Annotated in this window: 24 protein-coding genes; 4 read left to right on the forward strand and 20 right to left on the reverse strand. The window is 72.1% G+C overall.

From position 1 onward, the window contains the following. Positions 1–7: 7 nt before the first annotated feature. Genes purL through purS form a run of 3 tightly spaced genes read right to left on the reverse strand, consistent with a single transcriptional unit; the run spans position 8 to position 3,209 of the window. Positions 8–2,299 carry a phosphoribosylformylglycinamidine synthase subunit PurL gene (purL, locus tag N8J89_RS40365; protein WP_283662115.1) on the reverse strand — a complete coding sequence of 764 codons (2,292 nt, stop codon included), beginning with the start codon at positions 2,297–2,299 and terminating at the stop codon, positions 8–10. Next, a complete protein-coding gene (gene purQ / locus N8J89_RS40370) occupies positions 2,296–2,973 on the reverse strand; it encodes a phosphoribosylformylglycinamidine synthase subunit PurQ (RefSeq protein ID WP_283662116.1) in 678 nt (225 codons plus the stop codon). Before purQ ends, purL begins: the two co-directional genes overlap by 4 nt. Then, entirely contained in the window at positions 2,970–3,209 is a 240-nt protein-coding gene (gene purS / locus N8J89_RS40375; protein WP_185000803.1) for a phosphoribosylformylglycinamidine synthase subunit PurS, read from the reverse strand. Before purS ends, purQ begins: the two co-directional genes overlap by 4 nt. A gap of 154 nt (positions 3,210–3,363) precedes the next feature. Between purS and N8J89_RS40380 the strand changes: the two genes are divergently transcribed. Next, positions 3,364–4,359, forward strand: a complete 996-nt coding sequence (locus tag N8J89_RS40380; protein WP_283662117.1) for an NAD-dependent epimerase/dehydratase family protein — start codon at positions 3,364–3,366, stop codon at positions 4,357–4,359. Between the two features lie 49 nt (positions 4,360–4,408). Here the strand turns inward: N8J89_RS40380 and N8J89_RS40385 are convergent, their stop codons facing one another. The 10 genes from N8J89_RS40385 to N8J89_RS40430 form a co-directional block, all read right to left on the reverse strand. Beyond that, a complete protein-coding gene (locus tag N8J89_RS40385) occupies positions 4,409–5,530 on the reverse strand; it encodes a trypsin-like serine peptidase (protein WP_283662118.1) in 1,122 nt (373 codons plus the stop codon). Positions 5,531–5,635: 105 nt separating this feature from the next. Further along, positions 5,636–6,391 (reverse strand): DUF2334 domain-containing protein, encoded by a 756-nt coding sequence (locus N8J89_RS40390; RefSeq protein WP_283662119.1) that lies wholly within the window; start codon positions 6,389–6,391, stop codon positions 5,636–5,638. 67 nt (positions 6,392–6,458) lie between these two features. After that, on the reverse strand, positions 6,459–7,352 hold the full coding sequence (locus N8J89_RS40395; protein WP_283662120.1) for a phosphoribosylaminoimidazolesuccinocarboxamide synthase: 894 nt from the start codon (positions 7,350–7,352) through the stop codon (positions 6,459–6,461). Positions 7,353–7,516: 164 nt separating this feature from the next. After that, positions 7,517–8,098 (reverse strand): TetR/AcrR family transcriptional regulator, encoded by a 582-nt coding sequence (locus N8J89_RS40400; protein WP_283662121.1) that lies wholly within the window; start codon positions 8,096–8,098, stop codon positions 7,517–7,519. Between the two features lie 138 nt (positions 8,099–8,236). Further along, positions 8,237–9,670 (reverse strand): adenylosuccinate lyase, encoded by a 1,434-nt coding sequence (purB, locus tag N8J89_RS40405; protein ID WP_283662122.1) that lies wholly within the window; start codon positions 9,668–9,670, stop codon positions 8,237–8,239. Between the two features lie 136 nt (positions 9,671–9,806). Next, positions 9,807–10,709 (reverse strand): hypothetical protein, encoded by a 903-nt coding sequence (locus N8J89_RS40410; protein WP_283662123.1) that lies wholly within the window; start codon positions 10,707–10,709, stop codon positions 9,807–9,809. Continuing rightward, positions 10,709–11,251 carry a SigE family RNA polymerase sigma factor gene (locus tag N8J89_RS40415; protein ID WP_283662124.1) on the reverse strand — a complete coding sequence of 181 codons (543 nt, stop codon included), beginning with the start codon at positions 11,249–11,251 and terminating at the stop codon, positions 10,709–10,711. The genes N8J89_RS40410 and N8J89_RS40415 overlap by 1 nt, the downstream gene beginning before the upstream one ends. Before the next feature lie 68 nt (positions 11,252–11,319). Beyond that, on the reverse strand, positions 11,320–11,931 hold the full coding sequence (locus tag N8J89_RS40420) for a TetR/AcrR family transcriptional regulator (protein WP_283662125.1): 612 nt from the start codon (positions 11,929–11,931) through the stop codon (positions 11,320–11,322). Between the two features lie 26 nt (positions 11,932–11,957). After that, on the reverse strand, positions 11,958–12,701 hold the full coding sequence (locus N8J89_RS40425) for a hypothetical protein (protein ID WP_283662126.1): 744 nt from the start codon (positions 12,699–12,701) through the stop codon (positions 11,958–11,960). Positions 12,702–12,733: 32 nt separating this feature from the next. Next, entirely contained in the window at positions 12,734–13,252 is a 519-nt protein-coding gene (locus tag N8J89_RS40430; protein ID WP_252483783.1) for a SigE family RNA polymerase sigma factor, read from the reverse strand. Positions 13,253–13,414: 162 nt separating this feature from the next. Between N8J89_RS40430 and N8J89_RS40435 the strand changes: the two genes are divergently transcribed. Together N8J89_RS40435 and N8J89_RS40440 are read left to right on the forward strand one after the other, a co-directional pair. Then, positions 13,415–14,461, forward strand: a complete 1,047-nt coding sequence (locus tag N8J89_RS40435) for a threonine aldolase family protein (protein WP_283662127.1) — start codon at positions 13,415–13,417, stop codon at positions 14,459–14,461. 20 nt (positions 14,462–14,481) lie between these two features. Next, positions 14,482–15,084, forward strand: coding sequence for an HAD-IA family hydrolase (locus tag N8J89_RS40440; protein ID WP_349497512.1), 603 nt, complete (start codon positions 14,482–14,484; stop codon positions 15,082–15,084). Here the strand turns inward: N8J89_RS40440 and N8J89_RS40445 are convergent. Beyond that, a complete protein-coding gene (locus N8J89_RS40445; RefSeq protein ID WP_283662129.1) occupies positions 15,056–15,217 on the reverse strand; it encodes a hypothetical protein in 162 nt (53 codons plus the stop codon). The genes N8J89_RS40440 and N8J89_RS40445 overlap by 29 nt on opposite strands. Positions 15,218–15,304: 87 nt before the next feature. Here N8J89_RS40445 and N8J89_RS40450 point away from each other — a divergent pair, with 87 nt between their 5' ends. Beyond that, the gene (locus N8J89_RS40450) at positions 15,305–15,823 is read left to right on the forward strand and encodes a MarR family winged helix-turn-helix transcriptional regulator (RefSeq protein ID WP_283662130.1); all 519 of its coding nucleotides are present in this window, start codon (positions 15,305–15,307) and stop codon (positions 15,821–15,823) included. Positions 15,824–15,827: 4 nt separating this feature from the next. On the opposite strand, the gene N8J89_RS40455 is transcribed toward N8J89_RS40450, so the two are convergent. The 6 genes from N8J89_RS40455 to N8J89_RS40480 all read right to left on the reverse strand — a co-directional run bounded on the left by N8J89_RS40455 (position 15,828) and on the right by N8J89_RS40480 (position 21,592). After that, on the reverse strand, positions 15,828–16,235 hold the full coding sequence (locus N8J89_RS40455; RefSeq protein WP_283662131.1) for a hypothetical protein: 408 nt from the start codon (positions 16,233–16,235) through the stop codon (positions 15,828–15,830). 101 nt (positions 16,236–16,336) lie between these two features. Beyond that, on the reverse strand, positions 16,337–17,512 hold the full coding sequence (locus tag N8J89_RS40460; RefSeq protein ID WP_283662132.1) for a pyridoxal phosphate-dependent aminotransferase: 1,176 nt from the start codon (positions 17,510–17,512) through the stop codon (positions 16,337–16,339). A gap of 230 nt (positions 17,513–17,742) precedes the next feature. Beyond that, entirely contained in the window at positions 17,743–18,861 is a 1,119-nt protein-coding gene (locus N8J89_RS40465; protein ID WP_283662133.1) for a WXG100 family type VII secretion target, read from the reverse strand. Continuing rightward, on the reverse strand, positions 18,858–19,160 hold the full coding sequence (locus N8J89_RS40470) for a hypothetical protein (protein ID WP_283662134.1): 303 nt from the start codon (positions 19,158–19,160) through the stop codon (positions 18,858–18,860). The genes N8J89_RS40465 and N8J89_RS40470 overlap by 4 nt, the downstream gene beginning before the upstream one ends. 18 nt (positions 19,161–19,178) lie before the next feature. Then, positions 19,179–20,426 (reverse strand): phosphoribosylamine--glycine ligase, encoded by a 1,248-nt coding sequence (gene purD, locus N8J89_RS40475; protein WP_283662135.1) that lies wholly within the window; start codon positions 20,424–20,426, stop codon positions 19,179–19,181. A gap of 11 nt (positions 20,427–20,437) precedes the next feature. Next, positions 20,438–21,592 (reverse strand): glycoside hydrolase family 76 protein, encoded by a 1,155-nt coding sequence (locus tag N8J89_RS40480; protein WP_283662136.1) that lies wholly within the window; start codon positions 21,590–21,592, stop codon positions 20,438–20,440. Positions 21,593–21,651: the final 59 nt, after the last annotated feature.

Consider the following 21,651-nt stretch of genomic DNA (forward strand, 5'->3'; position numbering starts at 1 on the left):
GAGGAACTCAGTCGAACAGCGCGTGCAGCGTGCCCTCCCAGGCGGTGCGCAGCTCGTCGAGGCCGACGGTGAACTGGCCCTGCACCTCGACCGCCCCGGACTCCACGTCCACCACACCAACCCTGGTGACCGGCAGCTCGCGCGCCTTGCACATCTCGGTGAAGCGCAGCTCCTCGCTGCGCGGCACCGCGACCAGCGCCCGGCCCGCGGACTCGGAGAACAGGTAGGTGAACGGGTCCGCGCCCTCGGGCAGCACGATCCGGCAGCCGCTCTCGCCGATGATCGCGGCCTCCACCACGGCCTGGATCAGGCCGCCCTCGGAGAGGTCGTGCGCGGCGGAGAGCATGCCGTCCCTGGAACCGGCGACCAGCACCTCGGCCAGCACCCGCTCCCGCTCCAGGTCCACCGCGGGCGGCTGGCCGCCGAGGTGGCCGTGGATGTGGTTGGCCCACTCCGAGCCGCCGAACTCGTCCCTGGTGTCGCCGAGCAGCAGCAGCGTCTCGCCGTCCTCCGCACCGAGGCCGGTGGGGGTGCGGCGGGCCACGTCGTCGATCACGCCGAGCACGCCGACCACCGGGGTGGGCAGGATCGCCACCGAGCCGGTCTGGTTGTAGAAGGAGACGTTGCCGCCGGTGACCGGGATGCCCAGCTGCTTGCAGCCGTCGGCCAGGCCGCGCACGGCCTCGCTGAACTGCCACATCACGCCCGGGTCCTCCGGCGAGCCGAAGTTCAGGCAGTTGGTCACCGCGTACGGGGTGGCGCCGGTGGCGGCCACGTTGCGGTATGCCTCGGCCAGCGCGAGCTGGGTCCCGGTGTAGGGGTCCAGCTGCACGTAGCGGCCGTTGCAGTCGGTCGAGATCGCCACGCCGCGGCCGGTCTGCTCGTCGATCCGGATCATCCCGGAGTCGGCGGGCTGGGCCAGCACCGTGTTGCCGCGCACGTACCGGTCGTACTGCTCGGTGACCCACTTGCGGCTGCACAGGTTCGGCGAGGCGATCAGCCGCAGTAAGGTCGCGCGCAGCTCATCCGCGGTGGCCGGTCGGGGCAGCGTGTCCGGCACGTCCGCGATCAGCGCGTCCTGGCTGGCCGGGCGCTGGATCGGCCGCTGGTACACCGGGCCCTCGTGCGCCACGGTGCGCGGCGGCACGTCCACCACGGTCTGGCCGTGCCAGGTGATCACCAGCCGGTCGCCGTCGGTGACCTCGCCGATCTCGGTGGCGATCACGTCCCACTTGCGGCAGACCCGCAGGAACGCCTCGACGTCCTTGGGCTCGACCACCGCGCACATGCGTTCCTGGGACTCGCTGGAGAGGATCTCCGCGGGCGACATGCCGGTCGCGCGCAGCGGCACCGTCTCCAGGTTCACGTGCATGCCGCCGTCACCGGCGCTGGCCAGCTCCGAGGTGGCGCAGGACAGACCCGCGCCGCCGAGGTCCTGGATGCCCACCACGATGCCCTCGCGGAAGAGCTCCAGGCAGCACTCGATGAGCACCTTCTCGGTGAACGGGTCGCCCACCTGGACACTGGGCAGCTTCTTGCGCCCGGAACCCGACTCGTCGCCGGAGAAGCTGTCCGAGGCGAGCACGGACACCCCGCCGATGCCGTCCAGGCCGGTGCGCGCGCCGAAGAGCATGATCTTGTTGCCCGCGCCGGAGGCGTGCGCCAGGTGCAGGTCCTCGACCCGCATCGCGCCCACGCACAGCGCGTTGACCAGCGGGTTGCCCGCATAGGTCGGGTCGAAGACGACCTCGCCGCCGATGTTGGGCAGGCCAAGGCTGTTGCCGTAGCCGCCGACGCCCGCGACGATCCCGGGCAGCACCCGGCGGGTGTCCGGCGCGTCGGCGGGGCCGAAGCGCAGCGGGTCCATCACCGCGAGCGGCCGGGCGCCCATGGCCAGGATGTCCCGGACGATGCCGCCGACGCCGGTGGCCGCGCCCTGGTACGGCTCCACGTAGGACGGGTGGTTGTGGCTCTCCGCCTTGAAGGTCACCGCCCAGCCGTCGCCGATGTCGACCACGCCGGCGTTCTCGCCGATGCCGGCCAGCATGTGCTGCTTCATCTCCGGCGTGGTGGTCTTGCCGAAGTAGCCCAGGTGCACCTTGGAGGACTTGTACGAGCAGTGCTCGCTCCACATCACCGAGTACATCGCCAGTTCGGCGTCGGTGGGGCGGCGGCCGAGGATCTCCCGGATGCGCGCGTACTCGTCGTCCTTGAGGCCGAGCTCGCGGTAGGGCTGCGCCACCTCGGGCGTAGCGGTCGCGTGCTCAACCGTGTCCACTTGCTGTTCAGTCGTTGTCACGCCGCCACCAGCGAGTCGAGAACGGACAGGAACAGGCCGAGGCCGTCGTCGGTCGGGCCGGTGAGGGCCTCGATCGCGTGCTCGGGGTGCGGCATCAGGCCGACGACGCGGCCGTTGGCACTGCTGATGCCCGCGATGTCGGCCAGCGCGCCGTTGGGGTTGTCGCCGACGTAGCGGAACACCACCCGGCCCTCCGCCTCCAGTTCGTCCACAATGGACTGATCTGCGACGTAGCGGCCCTCGCCGGACTTCAGCGGCACCAGGATCTCCGCGCCCTTGTCGTACCGGGTGGTCCACGCGGTGGTGTTGTTCTCCACCCGCAGCCACTGGTCCCGGCAGACGAAGTGCAGTCCGGCGTTGCGGACCAGCGCGCCGGGCAGCAGCCCGGCCTCGCAGAGGATCTGGAAACCGTTGCAGATGCCCAGCACCGGCATGCCCTTGGCCGCCGCGCTGACCACCTCGCCCATCACCGGGGCGAACCGGGCGATCGCACCCGCGCGCAGGTAGTCACCGTAGGAGAAGCCGCCGGGCACCACCACCGCGTCCACGCCGCGCAGGTCCGCGTCGGCGTGCCACAGCGGGACGGCCTCTGCCTCGGCGAACCGGACGGCGCGCTGGGCGTCGACGTCGTCGAGGGTGCCGGGGAAGGTGATGACCCCGATCTTGGGGCTCATGACTCGATCCGGCGGACGGTCCAGTCCTCGATCACCGGATTGGCGAGGAAGGTCTCGGCGATCTTCGCGAGAGCTTCGTCGTCGACGTTGTCGTCGACCTCCAGCTCGAAATGCTTGCCTTGGCGGACGGAGGCGATGCCGTCGAATCCGAGACGGGGCAGCGCATTCGCCACCGCCTGTCCTTGCGGATCGAGGATCTCCTGCTTGGGCATGACGTCGACGACGACTCGGGCCACGCGAATGCTCCTGGATTTTGCCGGGAAGCGGGACGAGAGGAGCCTACCTGACCTGCTTGTTCACTCCGCGCGCTCGATGCGTTACCGCTCTCACCCCGTTCGCTCTGCGAGAGATCGCTCGCGGTCGCGGGACTGGTCCAGGAAGGTGAGGGTCATGCGGATTCTGGTGCTGGGCGGGACGATCTTCGTGTCGAAGGCCGTCGCCGAAGAAGCGTTGCGACGTGGGCATGAGGTGGTGTGCGCGGTCCGAGGGGTGTCTGGTCAAGTGCCCGCCGGGGCGGCCACCGCGGTGGTGGACCGGGAGCGGCCGGACGGGCTCGCGGCGCTGGCCGGGGAGCGCTTCGACGCGGTGGTGGACGTGGCGAGGATCTCCTTCCCGTGGGTCCGCGACGCGCTGGCCACGCTGGCGAAGAACACCGCGCACTGGACCTTCGTCTCCACGATCAGCGTGTACGCCGACAACGCCACCCCCGGCCAGGGCGTGGACGGGCCACTGGTCGAGCCGCTGGAAGACGACGCGGCCGGGCGGCCCACCGCCGAGGTGGCCGAGCGCTACGGGCAGATCAAGGTGGCCTCGGAGAACGCGGTGCGCGAGGTCTTCGGCGAGGCCGCGTTCATCCCGCGCCCTGGGCTGATCACCGGACCGGGTGACCTCTCCGACCGCTTCGGCTACTGGCCGGCCCGGTTCGCCCGCGGCGGCCGGGTGGTGCTGCCGGATGCCCCTGACCGGCTCTTCCAGCACATCGACGTGCGGGACTTCGCGGCCTGGATCGTGCTGGCCGCCGAGCAGCGGCTCGGTGGCACCTTCGACGCGATCAGCACGCCCGCGCCGCTGCCGGAGTTCCTCGGCGAGATCCGGCAGGCGGTCGGTGGCGAGGTGGCGCCGGTGCTGGTGCCCGAGGCGAAGCTGGCCGAGCTGAAGGTCAACCCGTGGGGCGGGCCGCGGTCGCTGCCGCTGTGGCTGCCGCCGGACTACGACGGGATGGCCTCACACCAGGCGCGGCCCGCGCTGGACGCTGGCCTGACCATCCGGCCGGTCGCGGAGACCGCGGTGGACACGCTGGCCTGGGAGCGCGAGCTGGGGCTGGACCGGGAGCGCAAGGCCGGGCTGTCCCCGGCTGAGGAGGCCGAGGTGCTGGCCGCGCTCTGAACGGGCGCCCGCCCGGCCGTGGGGGGTCGGCCGGGCGGGCGCCGGGTGCTCAGAGCAGGTGGCCGATCTTCTGCGCCACCAGGTCGATGCGCACGCCCTGGTTCGGGCAGCCGCCGAAGTGGTGCAGGCCGATCACCTTGTGCGTCTGGCCGGAGAGCACCGGCGAGCCGGAGGAGCCGCCCTCGGTGTCGCACATGTAGGAGATGTCGCTCTGCGAGCTGCTGCCGTTCACCCGCACCGCGCGGACCTGGCAGTTGCCGCTCGGGCTCTGGTCGTCCTTGAGCGAGAGCTTCTTGAGCTTGCCCGCCGGGTGGCCGATCACGTACATCCGCTCACCGACCGCGGGCACCCTGGCGTCCAGCTCCAGGTAGCCGAAGCTGGAGATCGCGTCGAAGTTGTTGACCTCGAACAGGGTGTAGTCCAGGCCGGCGTCGGTGCTGAGCACCTTGCTGGCCAGCACCTTGGTCGGCGTGCTGGTGGTGCCGTTGCAGGTGGGGCACTGGTAGTTGAACCACACCTCGATGCCCGCGGTGCTGGTGAAGCAGTGGTTGTTGGTCAGCATCCGGTTCTTGGTGCCGACCCGCCACGCGGTGCACAGCGAGGAGCCGTTGCGCAGCAGCTTGGCCACCGGCTTGGTGCGGGCGAACTCGGTCGGGTTGGAGGTCTGGTAGCAGGCCACGTCCTGGTAGTTGTTCGAGCCGCAGATGCTCCTGGTCTGCATCTCCTGCGCGGCCTTGAACTCCGCCGGGGTGTAGCCGCGGGTCAGCTTGTCCACGGTGGCCGTGGAGCCGGGGGAGGCCGGTCCGCCGTCCTGGCCGGTCAGGCTGAGCACCGCGGTGTCGCCGGTGACCGACATGGCCCAGAACCCGGTGGCGTCCGGGCTGGCGGTCAGGTCGTCCTGGCCGGTGTAGGTGTAGCTCTCCTTGCCGCTGGGGTCGGAAATGCGCAACACGTCGCCCGGCCGCAGTTTCAGTCCGGTGACATGTGCCTTCAGGTAGCCGGATTCCGCGCGCCGCAGGGTCAGCGCGCCCTCGCCACCGGCAATTGTGTGCGCCACGTTTTCCTCGGCGCCGACCTTCTCGTCCTGGGGCACACTCGCCGCGGCCGACGGAGCGGGCGCGGAAAAACCGAACGAACCCGCCGCCGGGATGGCCATCGCGGCGACGACCATCAATTTCGTAATTCTGTTCATACACACCTCACCGCAGGGTTGGGAGGGGACGATCCCGATCGTCCGGTGCGGTGATTGGTGCCGTCACTCGTTCAACCGCCGTAATTATCCGGCGTTCAGCCCACGGCGTTCGGCGGTACGGCCCAGACCGAGGTCTGCGTATGTCCCACCCAGCGCGCCCAGCCGCAGCAGGCCGGAGATCGCGCCGAGCACCGCGCGGGCCGGTTGCGGCCGGGACAGCTCGGCCGCGTCCACCGCGATCCGCACCAGGCCACCACGTCGCCCGCCGCGCAGCGCGGCCCGCGCCCACAGCTCACCCCGGCCCACCTGGTGCACCCGGCCCCGGTGGCCGGCCCCGGTGCGCAGGTCGTGCACGCCGGTGGCGTCCGCGCAGACCTCGAACCCCCTGCGCCGCAAGGCCACCATCGTGCCTGCCGAGGCCAGCCAGCTGGGCGGCGCGAAGCACTTGGTGCGCAGCTCGAGGCGGTCCAGCACCGCGGTGGCGGCCAGCAGCCGCAGCCCGGCCTCGTGTGCGGGCAGCTCGGCGAACTCGGCCCGCCGCCAGATCCGGCCACCGGCCCAACTGGCCGCCGGGGCCAGCCTGGGCAGCGGCAGCCGGTGCCCGCTGGGCTGGGCCACGTGGTCGAACCCGTGCAGCACCAGCGCGTCCCCGGCCCGCTCCCGCGCCCTGATCCAGTCCAGCACCGGCGAGTTCCTGGTCGGGCGCTCGCTGTTCGGTTTGGGCGTGAGCAGCAGGGACAGCGGCACGCCGCGCCGGTCCAGCGCGGCGGCGAAGGCGGCGCAGTCGGCCAGGTTCGCCCGGCCGATGCCCGAGAGGGAGACGAGCAGTCTGGGGCGCATGACCCTATTGCGACAGAGCTGCGTGACCACGGCCTGCCGCTGAGGTTGCGGGCAGGCGCAGCCTTGTTTAAGCCTCCGGGGACGGCCAGTCCGCCAGCGCCCGGCCGGAGATCCGCTCGTAGGCCTCCACGTAGCGGGCCCTGGTCGCGGCGACCACGTCCTCGGGCAGCGGGGGTGGCGGGGTCTCCGAGGCCCGGTCCCAGCCCGAGGCGGGCGAGGTCAGCCAGTCGCGCACGTACTGCTTGTCGAAGGAGGGCTGCACCTTGCCGGGCGCGTAGCCCTCGGCTGGCCAGAACCGGGAGGAGTCCGGGGTCAGCACCTCATCGGCCAGCACCAGCCCGCCCTGCGCGTCCACGCCGAACTCGAACTTGGTGTCGGCCAGGATCAGGCCCCGGCTCTCCGCGTGCCCGGCCGCGCTGCGGTAGACCGCCAGGGTCAGCTCGCGCAGCCGCTCGGCCCGCTCCAGGCCCACGGTCTCGGCCACAGCGGCGAAGGAGACGTTCTCGTCGTGCGCGCCGATCTCGGCCTTGGTGGCTGGGGTGAAGATCGGCTCCGGCAGCCGGGAGGACTCCACCAGGCCCTCGGGCAGCTCGACCCCGCAGACCGCGCCGGTGCGCCGGTAGTCGGCCAGGCCGGATCCGGTCAGGTAACCGCGGGCCACGCACTCCACCGGCGCCATCGCCAGCCGCCGGACCAGCAGCGCCCGGCCACGGACCTCGCCGGGGATGTGCGGGTCGTCCCAGGCCACCACGTGGTTGGGCACCACGTCGGCGAGCAGCTCGAACCAGAACACGCTCATCGCGGTGAGCACCCGGCCCTTGTCCGGGATGCCGTTGGGCAGCACGAAGTCGAAGGCGGAGATGCGGTCGGAGGCGACGAACAGCAGGTGCTCGTCGTCGACGGCGTAGAGCTCACGAACCTTGCCCGCGGCGATCAGCGGGTAGTCGGCGAGGGAGGTCACGGGCCTCACCCTAGGCAATGCACCCGGGGTGACCTGCGTCGCACCACCGGTGTCAACAACCAACCAATTGTGCCATTATACCGGCAACAGTTTTCCGCCACTTTCTCGGGAATCGTCCGGCGGATTCGGATCGCCCGGCTCGGGGGCCGGGCGATCCTCTTTTCTCACTGCCGGACCATGGCGATCGCCAGGTCCAGCACCAGCGCCTCGGCCACCACCTCGCCACGCAGCCGCCGCTGCTCGAAGCCCAGCACCAGCGCGCGCACCCCCAGCGCCAGCTGGGCGGCCCGGTGCTCGTCGACCACCATGCCGCGCTCGTCCCTGCGGCCGGTCAGCGACTCGGCGAACTGCCGGTCCGAGCGCACCGAGATCTCCCGCAGCCGGGTGCTGACCACCGGGTCGCTCTGCGCCAGCCCGGCCAGCTCGGTCTCGAAGGCCAGCAGCGGCGCGGCGTCCTTGGCATCGGCCGCGCGCAGCCGTCCGGCCACGTACACCGCGATCACCTGCTCAAGGGAAAGCCGCGGATCGCTGAGCTGTTGCAGATCGGCAATCACCCGGCGGTGAATGTCCTCGATGACGGCAATCAACAGGTCCCGCTTGCTGCCGAAAATCGAGTAAATGGCCCCGGTGGTGAGACCGGCCCGGCCCGCGATCACGCCGAGAGAGGCGCCTCGATGCCCTTCCTCGACGATGACTTCCCTGGCTGCTTCCAGAAGCGCGGTGCGATTTCGGGCCTTCCCCTCCATCCGTGCGACCAAAGTTCACTCCCCAGTGACCGACGTGTTGTCTCGCGAGTCATTCTCAGGGGCGAATGTGCTGATAGCCCCCGGTACTTAGGAGGTTCCGAAGTACCGGGGAACAGTTCTGCCGGTTGGAAAGCTTGCTCAGAGGATGGCGCCGGGGGTGTACTTGGCCGCTTCGGGGTACTGCGCCACGACCTGCTCGATCCGCGTCACCACCGCGCTGACCTGCGCGGCGGCCGCGCCGGTGAACGGCAGCCGGTCGGCCAGCAGCGCGTCAAGCGCGGCCCGGTCCAGCGGCAACCGCTCGTCGGCGGCCAGCCGGTCCAGCAGATCGTTGCGCTCCAGGCCCTCGCGCAGTTCCAGCGCGGTGGCCACCGCGTTCTCCTTGATCGCCTCGTGCGCGGTCTCCCGGCCGACCCCGGCCCGCACCGCGGCCATCAGCACCTTGGTGGTGGCCAGGAACGGCAGGTAGCGGTCCAGCTCGCGGCCGATCACCGCGGGGAAGGCGCCGAACTCCTCGAGCACGGTCAGGAAGGTCTCCAGCAGCCCGTCGAAGGCGAAGAAGGCGTCCGGCAGCGCGACCCTGCGCACCACCGAGCAGGACACGTCGCCCTCGTTCCACTGGTCCCCGGCCAGCTCGCCGACCATCGAGGCGTGCCCGCGCAGGATCACCGCGAAGCCGTTGACCCGCTCGCAGGAACGGGTGTTCATCTTGTGCGGCATGGCCGAGGAGCCGACCTGACCCGCCTTGAAGCCCTCGGTGACCAGCTCGTGCCCGGCCATCAGCCGGATCGTCTTGGCCAGGCTGGACGGCCCGGCCGCCAGCTGCACCAGCGCGGTGACCACCTCGAAGTCCAGCGAACGCGGGTAGACCTGGCCGACGCTGGTGAGCACCTGGCCGAAGCCGAGGTGCCCGGCCACCGCGGCCTCCAGCCGGGCGAGCCGCCCGGCGTCGCCGTCGAGCAGGTCGAGCATGTCCTGCGCGGTGCCCACCGGACCCTTGATGCCGCGCAGCGGGTAGCGCGCGAGCAGGTCCTCCAGCCTGCCGAAACCGGCCAGCAGCTCATCGGCCGCGGTGGCGAACCGCTTGCCCAGCGTGGTGGCCTGGGCGGCCACGTTGTGCGAGCGCCCGGCCAGCACCAGCTCGGCGTGCTCGGCGGCCAGCGCGCCCAGCCGGGCCAGCACCGCGACCACCCGGTCCCGCACGTGCTCCAGGCTCAGCCGGATCTGCAGCTGCTCCACGTTCTCGGTGAGGTCCCGCGAGGTCATGCCCTTGTGCACGTGCTCGTGCCCGGCGAGGGCGTTGAACTCCTCGATCCGCGCCTTCACGTCGTGCCGGGTGACCCGCTCCCGCTCGGCGATCGAGCCGAGGTCCACCTGCTCCAGCACCCGCTCGTAGTCGGCCAGCGCCGAGGCCGGGACGTCGACGCCCAGCTCCACCTGGGCCCGCAGCACGGCCAGCCACAGCTGCCGCTCCAGGACCACCTTGTGCTCGGGCGACCACAGCCGGGCCAGCTCGAGCGAGGCGTACCGGGAGGCCAGGACGTTGGGAATGCGCGGCTTGGTCGAGGTCACGTTCACGCAGCCTAGTTGACCAGCGCGAACATGGGCACGTGGCGGTCGGCACCCCCAGTGCCGACCAGCCACGTGGCCGGCGCCGAAGATCAGCGCCGGCCACAGTGGGATGTCCGGAACGAGACATCGGTTCCGCTCAGCTGAGGTTGAATTCCGGATCGGTGACCAGCCGGATCACCTGGTCCCTGGTCAGCGGCGGGTCCGGCCGGGTCTGGCCGCCGTCGTTGTTCTCGGTGAACTCCGACGGCACCGTGACGAGGTTCTGCACCCCCACCACCGAGCCGTCCTTGCGGTAGTGGGTGCCGTCCAGCGAGATGCGCTTGTAGTCCGCCGGGTTCTGCGAGTCGTAGCCGTGGCCGGCCATCGGGTCCTTCGGGGTCAGCACCTCCTCGACCACCACCACGCTGCCGTCCGGCTGCGGCAGCTTCTCGCACTTGCCGGTCAGGCCCTTGCGCCCCGACGGCCTGGTGTCACCAGCCGGGTTGTACCGGTGGCTGGTGGGCACCACCGATCCCTCCCCCCTCGGCACGCAGCGCAGGGGCAACGGGGTGACCACCGACCTCGCGGTGATCGGGCCGGTGATCGACAGGGTGATCCAGGCCCCGTGCACCTGGTCCCGGAAGGCGGCCGTGCCGCTGAGCGCGTCCAGGTCGCCGTCGTGGAACAGCTGCCGCATATCGGTCCGCAGCTCGGTCACTCCCGGCTTGAGCTTGGGCAGCGCCTGCTTGAGCAGCTCCTGGTTGCGCTGCTTCTGCCTGCTCAGGTCGACCTTGGGACTGACCAGCGGCGGCTGCGACAGCCCGGTCAGCAGCCCCGCCTGCCCCGCGGCCCCGATCGCGCCCTGGCCGGCGAACACCATGCTGACCGTCACGGCCACCGCCGCGACCGCGGCCAGCGTGCCGCCGCCGGCGGCCAGGGTGGCCCGCCTGCGCCGGTGCAGCCTGGCCGCGGTGTCGGCCACCTGGTCGGGGTCGAAGCCCAGCGGGGGCTCGGCCGTGCTCAGCCCGCGCAACCTGTCGATCAACTGCTTGTCCTGCATCACACGCTCCTCCCGGCGACCGGCGCGATCTCCGCGTCCAGCCGCTCGACAACCGCGCGCAGGGCCTCCAGCCCCCGCGCGGTCTGGCTCTTGACGGTCCCTTCCGAGCAGCGCAGGGCAGCCGCGACCTCCGCGATGGACAGGTCTGCCCAGTGCCGGAGGACCACGGCGGCGCGCTGCCGCGGCGGGATCTGCGTGAGCGCGCGCAGCAGGAGGTCCCGTGTCCCCGTGGCCGAGCCGGCCAGTGCGGGATCGAGGTCGATGCCGGGCTGGTCGGGCACCTTGCCGTCGCGGTTCTCCGCGCTCCGCCAGGGTTTCCGTCGTTCGTCCAGCCAGCACCGCAGCAGGACCTGCCGCGCGTAGTTGTCGACGGTGTTCTTCCGTTGCACCTTGGGCCAGGCCCGGTACATCTTGATCAGCGCGGTCTGCGCCAAGTCCTCGGCGAGGTGCCAGTCCCCGCACAGCAGGTAGGCCAGCCGCCGCAGCGACATGGCTTTCGCTCTGGCGAACTCCCGGTAGCTCGCATCGTCCTCGGCCCGCATCCCGCGCCTCCCATCACCCAGATCCGCCTCTACTCACGCGAGCGGGCCGAGGACAGGTTGCACCGGGGTCAGCCGCGGCCGGGCAGGTTCGCCCGCAGCATCCGGCGGGCGGCGTCCCGGGGATCGGGGTTGCTCTCGATCAGCGCGTTCACCACCGCGCCGTCGACCAGCGCGACCAGCACGTCCAGCCGCGGCCGGTCCACCGGGGTGCCGGAGTGCGCGAACAGCTCGGTGAGCAGGACCATCAGCTCCTCGCCGAGGCCGCGCATCAGGTCGGTGAGGAAGGGCCGCCGGGCGCTGCCGACCAGGCGTTCGTAGCGCAGCAGCACCGGTTCCAGGCCGCCGTCCCTGGACAGCCGGCCCAGCAGCAGGTCCAGCACCAGCTCGACCAGGTCGTCGGCGCACAGCGGATGGTCCCGCCCGGCCAGGTCGTCCAGGCACTGCCGGGCGGCGTTCAGCTCGGCCCGGGAGCCGTGCTCGACCGCGGCCGCGACCAGCTCGTCCAGCGAGCTGAAGTAGTAGGTGGTGGAGGCCAGTGGCAGCTCGGCGCGCTCGGCCACCGCGCGGTGCCGGATGGCGTCGAAGCCGCCCTCGGCCAGCAGCGCGGCGGCCGCCTCGATCAGCGCGTGCCGCCGCCGCTCACCCTTGGGCGTGCTGGCGGAATGCCTGGTCTCGGCCATAGCCAGCCATCGTGCCAGAAGCGGGCTCAGTACTTGTCGGAGAGCTTCTTCGCCAGTCGTTCCAGGTCGCCGGCGAACGGCGGCTTGCCGCCCGGCTTGCGCGGCACGCTGTGGATGGTCAGCGGCGCCCCGTGGGTGGTGATCGCGGTGTAGCTCTGCGACCCGCCGGGACCGCTGTCGGCCCGGCCGCCGTCGCGGGAGAGCCCGGAGTCCTGGCCGAGGGACACGGTCAGCGTGCCCTCCGGCGTCTTCAGCGAGAACCCGCGGGAACCCTGCGGGCACAACTCGGCCGGGGCCTGCTCAGGGGTGAGTGCGGCGACGGCCGGGAGCTCGACGGCGAGGGCGGCTGCGAGCTCCCGGTCCGCCATCCCGCACCCTTCGGTGCCACCGATCGAAGGACCGGTGCTCGCTGAGCCGTCCCCCTGCTTGGACGGCTCAGGCGAGGTCTTGGGTTGGGCGCGATCGGTACCGGGGCCTGCCTGGCCGCCGGTGCTGTTCTCCTGCGGGGGGACGCCGAAGACGGACCCTTCGGCCGTGAGCTCCCCCGAGGACGCGGTGTTCGGGGTCTGCCCCGGACCGAACAGGTTCGTCACCACCAGCGTGCCACCGACCAGCAGCGCCACCCCGAAAGTCGATCCGCTCAGGACCAGCTTCCGCTGCCGCGCGCTCGCCCGGTGCGAGGCGGTGACCACGTCCTGCTCGTTGAAGGACGGCGGTGGCACCTCGCGCACGGCATCGCGGAAGGCGTCCGCGAGCTTGTGCTCGTCCACCTACATCCACCTCCTCGACCCGATGATCCCCCTCATGTGGCGGACCTCAGATCGTCCAGTGCGTCTCCCAGCGCCTCCCGGAGGGCATCCAGCCCCCGGGCGGTCTGACTCTTCACGGTGCCCTCGGTGCACCCGAGCGCCTTGGCCGCGGCCGAGACGTCCAGGCCCTCCAGGAACCGCAACACCAGCACCGCGCGTTGCCGCGGCGGCACCTTGCGCAGGCCGTCGAGCAGAGCCGACCTGGTGGCCACCGAGTCACCGACCTCCGGTGTGCTCACCGGGGTCTCCGGCAGCTCGTCCACGACGCGTTCGCGCCGCCACGGCCGCCGGGACTCGTCGATCGACGCCCGCACCAGCGTGCGTCTGACGTAAGCGTCCAGGGCACCCTTGTCCCGGACCTTGCGCCAGCGCCGGTGCAACGCGACGAACGCGGTCTGGGCCAGGTCATCCGCCCGGTGCCAGTCGCCGCAGAGCAGGTAGGCCGTCCGTCGCACCGCATCGCGCCTGGCGAGGAAGTACTCGGCGAACTCCTGCTCCTCGTGATGGTCCACGCGGAACTCTCCGCTCGTCTGCTTGCACCTACTGGACGAAACAACTGCGCACAACGGTTGCACGGACCGGGCAGGAGATCCACGTCACCCCCCGCGTGTGCGAGCCCGCGAGCTGGGCATTCGCCGCTCGATCCGCGACGGCGAGTGTGGTGTGATCGTATCGTGACCTATTCCGCCCCGATCGACCTCCGGTCGGACACCGTCACCAAGCCCGATGACCGGATGCGCGCGGCCATGGCCGCCGCCGAGGTCGGTGACGACGTCCTGGACCGCGACCCCACCATGCGCGCCCTCGAGGAGCGCGCCGCCGCCCTGCTCGGCACGGCCGAGGCGCTGTGGGTGCCCAGCGGCACCATGGGCAACATCATCGCGCTGATGATCCACCTGCGCCGCGGCGACCGGTTTCTGGCCGCCAAGGACTCGCACGTGCTGCAGAACGAGCTGGGCGCGCCCGCCTGGCTGGCCGGCGGCATGCCCACGGAGCTGCCCTGCGAACTGGGACCCGGCAGGCTGGCGCCGGAGACGGTGCGCGCGGCGGCCGGCACGCCAGGCCCCTACTACTCCCTGCGCACCTCGCTGCTGTGCCTGGAGAACACGCACAACGCGGCCGGTGGCGCGGTGGTGCCGATCGAGGAGCACACCCGGCTGGTGGCCACCGCGCGGCAGGCCGGGCTGCGGGTGCACCTGGACGGGGCCCGGATCTGGAACGCCTCGGTGGCCCTGGAGGTGCCGCCCGCGGCGCTGACCGTGGGCGCGGACTCGGTGCAGGCCTGCCTGAGCAAGGGGCTGGGCGCGCCGGTGGGCTCGGTGCTGGGCGGGTCGGCGGAGCTGGTGGCCGAGGCCAGGCGGGTGCGCAAGATGCTCGGCGGCGGCATCCGCCAGGGCGGCGTGCTGGCCGCGGCCGGGCTGCTCGCGCTGGAGCGGGTGGGCGAGCTGGCCGAGGACCACGCGAACGCCCGGCTGCTGGCCGACGGACTGGCCGAGCTGGGCTGGTCGGTGCGCCGGCCGCAGACCAACATCGTGCTGGCCGGGGCGCCGGACCTGGAACTGGCGCTGCGCAGGCTGACCGGAGCCGGCGTGCTGGCCACGCCGATGGCCGGGCAGGTGCGCTTCGTCACCCACCGGGACGTGGACCGGGCTGGCATTGTCGAGGTGCTGCGGCGGGTCGAGCAGGAGGACGTGCTGCGCAACCAGAGCAGGGCGAGCTAGGGGAGAGACCTTTGTACTGGGTGGTTTTCGACTACGGCGAGGTCCTGAGCAAGAAGACCGCGGCCCTGCCGGAGCTGGCTCAGCAGCTGGGGGTGGCCGCGGCAGAGTTCGAGCCCGCCTACTGGGCCGAGCGGGAGCCCTACGACCGGGGCTGCCACGAGTCGCAGTACTGGCGCGCGGTGGGCGCCCGGCTCGGCGTCGAGGTTGATGACGAGACGGTGGCCGCGCTGACCAAGGCCGACGGCGAGGGCTGGCTGGTCTTCGAGCCGGAGGCGGAGGCGCTGCTCACCGAGCTGCACGAGGCCGGGGTCGCGCTGGCCCTGCTGTCCAACGCCCCGGCCTCGTTCGGGCGCGCGGTCGAGCTGCGCCCCTGGTCCGGCAAGTTCCGCACGCTGATCTTCTCCGGCGACCTGAAGTGCGCGAAGCCGGACCCGGAGATCTGGGCCGAGCTGCTGCGCAGGCTGGACGCCGCCCCGGAGAAGTGCGTGTTCTTCGACGACCGGCAGGTCAACATCGACGGCGCGCTGGCCGCCGGGCTGGACGCCAGGCTGTGGACGGGAGCGGCGGACGCCCGCGCCTACCTGACCGGGCGGATCAGTGGATTTGGCGGTTCTGCTTCTTGACCCAGGCCACCGCGGTGGCGCCCAGGAAGATCACTCCGCCCACGATGGCCAGCCAGAACAGCCCCTTGACCACGAACCCGATCACGGACAGCACGATCCAGCCGACCAGCAAGATCCCCAGGATCATCAACATAACGTTCTCCCCTCCACAACCTCTCAGACGATGAACGATCGAACGGGTGGCGGAGTTCCGCGCGGCGCTCACCGCGATAATGACGTGGTGAGCGAACCGCGCTGGCTGAACGAGTCCCAGATGCGCGCCTGGGTCCACTTCCTGGACGCCAGCCGCCTGGTGGAGGAACGGGTGGCCCAGCAGCTGCGGCGGGACCACGGCATCACGCACTTCGAGTACGAGGTGCTGGTCCGGTTGTCCGCGACCCCGCAGCGACGGATCCGGCTGGCCGACCTGGCCGCGCAGGTGGTGGCGGCCAGACCGAGGCTCACCCACGTGATCGATCGGCTGCAGCAGCGCGACTGGGTGCGCCGGGAGGCCGTGCCGGATGACGCCAGGGGCTACTTCGCGGTGCTCACCGACGCGGGCTTCGCCGCGCTGGAGAGCTTCGCGCCCAGCCATGTGGAGACGGTGCGGGCCGCGCTGATCGACCAGCTCACCCCGGGCCAGATCGACGCGCTGGGCGACGTGATGTCGCACCTGTCGGTCAAGCTGCGCTCGGACCGCGAGGGCGGCTGCGGCTGGCCGTCGGCGGGAGTGCGCGGCACCGGCACCGACTCCGGCTGAGTCCTCAGCACTCGTTGTACTTGGCCCCAATGGGCGGGAACTCCGCCAGGTCGGCCCACAGCGCCAGGCAGCGGCCCTTGGGGTTGAACGGCGAGGCCACCAGGTTCACCACGAACTTGGCCACCGGCGCGCACAGCGCGTTGGCCGGCGCGGGCACGATCGCGTTGCAGCCCAGCGACACCAGGGTCTCGCCACCGGTCTTGGCCGCGTCGTAGAGGAACTGGGTCTCCTCCTTGGTGAACTGGTGCCGCAGCCCCTGCTGCGCGACGGAAAGCTCATCGGCGCTCAGGGACATGACGGGACCGCTGGTCGCCACCGGCTCGGCGATCGCGGGAGCGGACAGGCCGAACCCGGCGACCGCGGTGATCGCGGCGGTGGCGGCCAGGCGGCGCAGGAAGGTCGAGGCGCGCATCCGATCGTCCTTTCTGGACGGTGAGGGAAGGACGCCCCGACGCTAGGCGCGGACTTTCCGCGGCTGCCGCGCCGTTGGTCGGGTATCGGCGCTCCGCCCGGTCACAGCGAGGGCAGCCAGCTCCCGATGCGCTGCACCGCTTCGGTGATGGTCGCGGTGGCCGAGGCGAAGGACAGCCGGATGAACCGGTTGCCGTGCACCGGGTCGAAGTCGATGCCGGGCACCACCGCGACCCCGGTGTCGGCCAGCAGCTTTCGGCAGAACGCCATCGAGTCCTCGGTCAGGTGCCCGATGTCGGCGTAGACGTAGAACGCGCCGTCGGCCGGGGCCACCCGGTCGATGCCCAGCCCCGCCAGACCGGCGAGTAGCAGGTCCCGGTTGGTGCGGTAGCGCGCCACGTGCGCGTCGGCCTCGGCGTAGGACTCCTCGGTGAACGCCGCCACCGCGGCGTACTGGGACAGCGCGGGCGGGCACAGCGTGAAGTTCCCGGTCAGGCAGTCCACCGCACGCCGCAACCCGGCAGGCAGCAACAGCCACCCCAGCCGCCACCCGGTCATCGCGAAGTACTTGGAGAAGCTGTTGGCCACGATCGCCTCCCGCGAGGTCTGCCAGGCACAGCCGAGCGGCTGCCCGTAGCTGATCCCGTGGTAGATCTCATCGCTGACCAGCCGAACCCCGTTGCCAGCACACCATTCCGCGATCCGCGCCAGCTCCGCCGGTTCCAGCCCCGTCCCGGTCGGGTTGGCCGGACTGGCCACGATCAACCCCTTGATCGGCCGGTCCAGCGACTCCAGCAGCTCCACGGTCGGCTGGAACCGCGTCTCGTGCTCACACGGCAGCTCCACCACCTCGCACCCCAGCGCCCGCAAGATGTTGCGGTAGGCCGGATAACCGGGCCTGGTCAGCGCGACCCGGTCCCCAGGATCAAAAGCGGCCAGGAAAGCCAGCAGGAACCCACCAGAAGACCCGGTGGTGACCACCACGTCATCCGGGTTCACATCCAGGTCGTAGGTCCGCCCGTAGTGCCCCGCGATCGCCGACCGCAGCTCCAGGATGCCCAACTGCTCGGTGTACCCCAACGTCTGCTTGGCCAGCGCCTCGGCCGCCGCCGCACGCACCGGCGCCGGCGCGGGACTGGACGGCTGCCCGGCGGCCAGCGAGAGCACGTCCCCACGTTCGCGTTGCCGCTTGGCCGCCGCGGACACCACGTCCATGACGTGGAACGGCGGAATGTCAGCACGGGCGGCGACGGAGAACAGGGAGGTCGGCTGAGCCATGCCCGCAGCCTAAATGAGCCCTGATCACCCTTCGCGGGAGAGGCGTGGCGCGCCAGCGACACGCCGGGCTCTTGACCAGGCGACGGGTTTGATTTTTTCGCGTCGCGTGTTCGTGACCCCGACACATCCGAAGCTTGCTTCGCGTGTGTCGGGGTCACGAACACGCGACTCAGGAGCGAAAAAATCCCGCGCGCGGAGCGCGCCAATGTCACAGCAAACGGCTCGCGAGCTCAGTACCCGCGATACCCCGACCCCGTCTTCATCCCCACCACCCCCGGCACGCTCGACACCGACCCATACCGCTCAACCGAGTACCGGATTCCCGCGATGATGTTGTCCACCGGGTTCCAGATGTCCTTGTGCCCCGGCAGCGACCACCGGTCGAAGGTCGGGTCGATGGTCTGCATCAACCCCTTCGACGGCGTGCCCTTGGCCGCGTTGGAGTCCCAGTTGTTGATCGCGTGCGGGTTCCCGCCGGACTCCTTCTGAATGATCATCCAGATGTCGTTCGGGTTCATCTTGTCCACCGGATACCCCTGCGCCTTGAGGATCTCGATCGCCTGGTTGATCCACTCCGCCACCTGCCCCTGCGGCGCAGGACCACCACCGGGCGGCGGGGCTCCGCTGGGTCCCAGACCGCCGCCGCCTCCACCGCCACCCGTCGCGCCGCCGCCACCACCGCCGCCGGATCCGCCGCCGGTCTCCCGCGGGCGCTCAGCCGGTGGCTGCTCCTTCTTCGGCTCCGGACTCGGCTGCCAGTCCACCTTCTTCCCCTGAGCCGGGGTGAACGGCTGCCCGTCCGGAGCGTCCATGGTGGAGAACTTCGGATTCGCGACGCGCCCGCGAAGAGCGCCCAGCGCGGACTTGAGCGCCTGTTCGGCCTCGGTGACCTTGGGCTGGGCGTCGCTGACCGCCTCCTTGACGAAGCCCTCGATCACCGGGCGGACGTCCTCATCCGGCTGGTTGCGGTTCTGCTGCCTGAAGGTGCGGACCCGGCTGAGCAGGTTCTCGCAGATGGTGTTCACCGACTGCTCGGCCCCGGCCAGCGCGTCCGCGGCGGCGCGCAGGTCGCCCGCGGCCTGGGTGAGGGTGGTCTGCGCCGAGGTGGCGGCGGCGTTGAACTTGCCCATGTAGCCGACGAAGCCGTCCGCGGAGCTGCCCTGCCAGGCGGCGTCCAGCCCGGACACCGCGCCCTTGACCTTGCCCGCGCACTCGCCCGCGCTGGTGGCGGCCTCGGTCCAGCGGGTGGCCACCGCGCGGATGGCCTCCGGGTCGCCGTTGACCTTGTCGCAGATCTCGGCCAGCGCCTGGCCGCCGGGCAGCGCGGCGACCGCGTCCCTGGCGCTCACCGGCTGACCCCGGAGGCGTTGGCCCGCTCGGTGTCCTCCACCGTGCGCTGCACCGCGTCCAGGGCCCGCTCCACCTTGCCGAGCAGGGCCTGGGCCGCCTCGAACTCGGCGTTCATCGACTTGTCCAGCGCGTCCAGCGCCTGGGCCAGCGCGCCGGAGTCGGCCAGCTTGCCGAACATGGCCGCGTTCGCCCCGCCCTGCGGGAAGCGGTCCCCGACCGCGCCGAACTGCCCTGCCTGACCAGCCACCGTGGTGCGGCAGCTCTCCAGCGCGTCCCGGTTGAACCTGACCATCCCCACACTGGGCAGGGTAGGGCGTCAGCGCGCGCCCTGTGCCGCCTTCAGCGCAATGTCCGTTCGGTGGTGTGAACCGGTCAGGTGCACCCCGCCGACCCGGCGGTACGCGTCCGCGCGGGCCTCGTCCAGGTCCGCGCCGGTGCCGACCACGGACAGCACCCGGCCGCCGGCGGAGACCACCGCGCCGTCCTCGCGGCGGCGGGTGCCGGCGTGCAGCACGCCCTCGGCGTCCGCGCCGGTGATCACGTCGCCGGTGCGCGGCAGGCCCGGGTAGCCCTCGGCCGCGACCACCACGGTGACCGCGGAGCCCTCGGCCCAGTCCAGCTCCGGCTGCTCGGCCAGCCTGCCCTCGGCCACCGCGAGCAGCAGCCCGGCCAGCGGGGTGCGCAGCAGGGCCAGCACGACCTGGGTCTCCGGGTCGCCGAAGCGGCAGTTGAACTCGATCACCGAGGGGCCCTCGGCGGTGACCGCGAGGCCCGCGTAGAGCAGGCCCTGGAACGGGGTGCCGCGCTTGGCCAGCTCGTCCACCACCGGCTGGGCCACCGTGGCCACGATGTTGTCCACCAGGTCGGGGGCGGCCCAGGGCAGCGGCGCGTAGGCGCCCATGCCGCCGGTGTTCGGGCCGATGTCGTTGTCGCCGACCCGCTTGAAGTCCTGCGCGGGCAGCAGCGGCCGCACGGTCCGGCCGTCGGTGAGGCAGAACAGCGAGACCTCCGGCCCGTCCAGGAAGGACTCCAGCAGCACCGGGTGGCCGCCGTCGAGCAGGGTCATCGCGTGCGCGCGGGCGGTGTCCAGGTCCTGGGTGACCACCACGCCCTTGCCCGCGGCCAGCCCGTCGTCCTTGACCACCCAGGTGGGGCCGAACCGGGACAGCGCGGCGTCCAGCCTGGCCGGGTTGTCCACGATCTCGCTGTGCGCGGTGGGCACGCCGGCCCCGGCCATCACGTCCTTGGCGAAGGCCTTGGAGCCCTCGATCCTGGCCGCCTCCCTGGACGGCCCGAAGCACGGGATCCCGGCCGCGCGCACCGCGTCGGCCACCCCGGCCACCAGCGGCGCCTCCGGCCCGACCACCACCAGGTCGGCGTTGAACTCCTTGGCCAGCGCGGTCACCGCGGCCGGGTCGGTCGCCGCCACGCCGTAGTTCTCCGCGACGGAGGCGGTGCCCGCGTTGCCGGGGGCGCAGGCCAGGGCGGTCACCGCGGGATCGCGGGACAGGCCAAGCAGCAGGGCGTGCTCTCGGGCACCGGAGCCAATCACCAGGACGCGCACGGAGCGGCAGTTTAGAGGGTGCGCGGGCGGCGGGCAGAGCCGCGGTCGGCGAAGCCGGCGCGTTCCAGCAGGGCGGCCGACTCCAGCGCCAGCCAGCCCGCGAGCTGCGTGGACAGCTGCCGCTCCGCGCGCGGCACGGGCGCGCCGGGGTCACCGGCCAGCGGGCGCTCAGTGGGCGAAATGGCCGGGACCGTCCACTCCGGACCGAACAGCGGTCCGCCCCTGGCCACCGCGCGGTGGCGCCAGGCCGCCTCGGCCGAGCCGAAGACCACCTGGGCGGCCCGGGCCGCGGCCGGGTCGTCGCGCAGCGCGAGCGCGGCCGAGGCCAGGTTGCGGGAGAGCAGGCCCAGCGCTGGTCCGGGCCCGCTGCCGCGCAGCACGTGGTCGGCGTCGGCCAGCCGGTCGGTGACCGCGGTGACCAGCCGGGCGGTGACCGTCGGCCAGCCGCGCTCGCCGGTGCTGACCGCCAGCCGGGCGCAGGTGCCGAGCAGGTAGGCGTTGCCGGGCAAGGTGATCGTCCGGTCCACCGCGCCGACCCCGCCGTCCGGCGCGACGCTCAGCCCGGTCACCACCAGGCCGTCCTCGAGCAGGTGGTGCAACACCCAGTCCACTGTGGACCGGGCGCGGTGCAGGTCGGCCTTCTCCCCGCCCTCGGTGGCCAGCTGGGCGAACAGCAGCGCGGCCGCGCCGTTGACCACCGCGTCCTTGCGCCCGCCAGGCTCGTCCGACCACAGGCCGCCACCGGCGTGGTCGCTCCAGCTCGCCCGCAGCCGCCGCAGCGCGGGCTTGGTCAGCGCGGGCCGCCCGCGCGCGCCAGCCGTGCTGTGCGCGCGGTGCAGGGCCAGCGTGAGGGTGGCCAGCTCGGCGTTGCCCAGCCGGTTCGGCCGCACCCGCAGGCCACGGACCAGCCCGGTCAGCCGGGCCTGCCGGTCGGCGGTGGGCGCACGCAGCCAGGCGTCCACCGCGCAGTCCAGCAGGGTGGCCCGCCACGGCGAGCGACGGCCCCGGCGCAACCGGCCCGCTGGCCAGACATCCAGCTCGGTGAGGCGGCCGGTCAGCAGGCCCCTGCGCAGCTGCCGCGCGCAGACCGCGCGCTCGGCCACCGCCGCGCGCGCCGCCCACAGCTCGGGCCGGTCACCGCTCCGGCCGATCCGCCTGCCACCCATCCGCCCATGGTCCGCGCGGGCGGCGGCCGAACCCGGCAACCGCGGGCCGACGCTCCGGG

It is taken from the genome of Crossiella sp. CA-258035 (genome assembly GCF_030064675.1).
Lineage (GTDB): Bacteria > Actinomycetota > Actinomycetes > Mycobacteriales > Pseudonocardiaceae > Crossiella.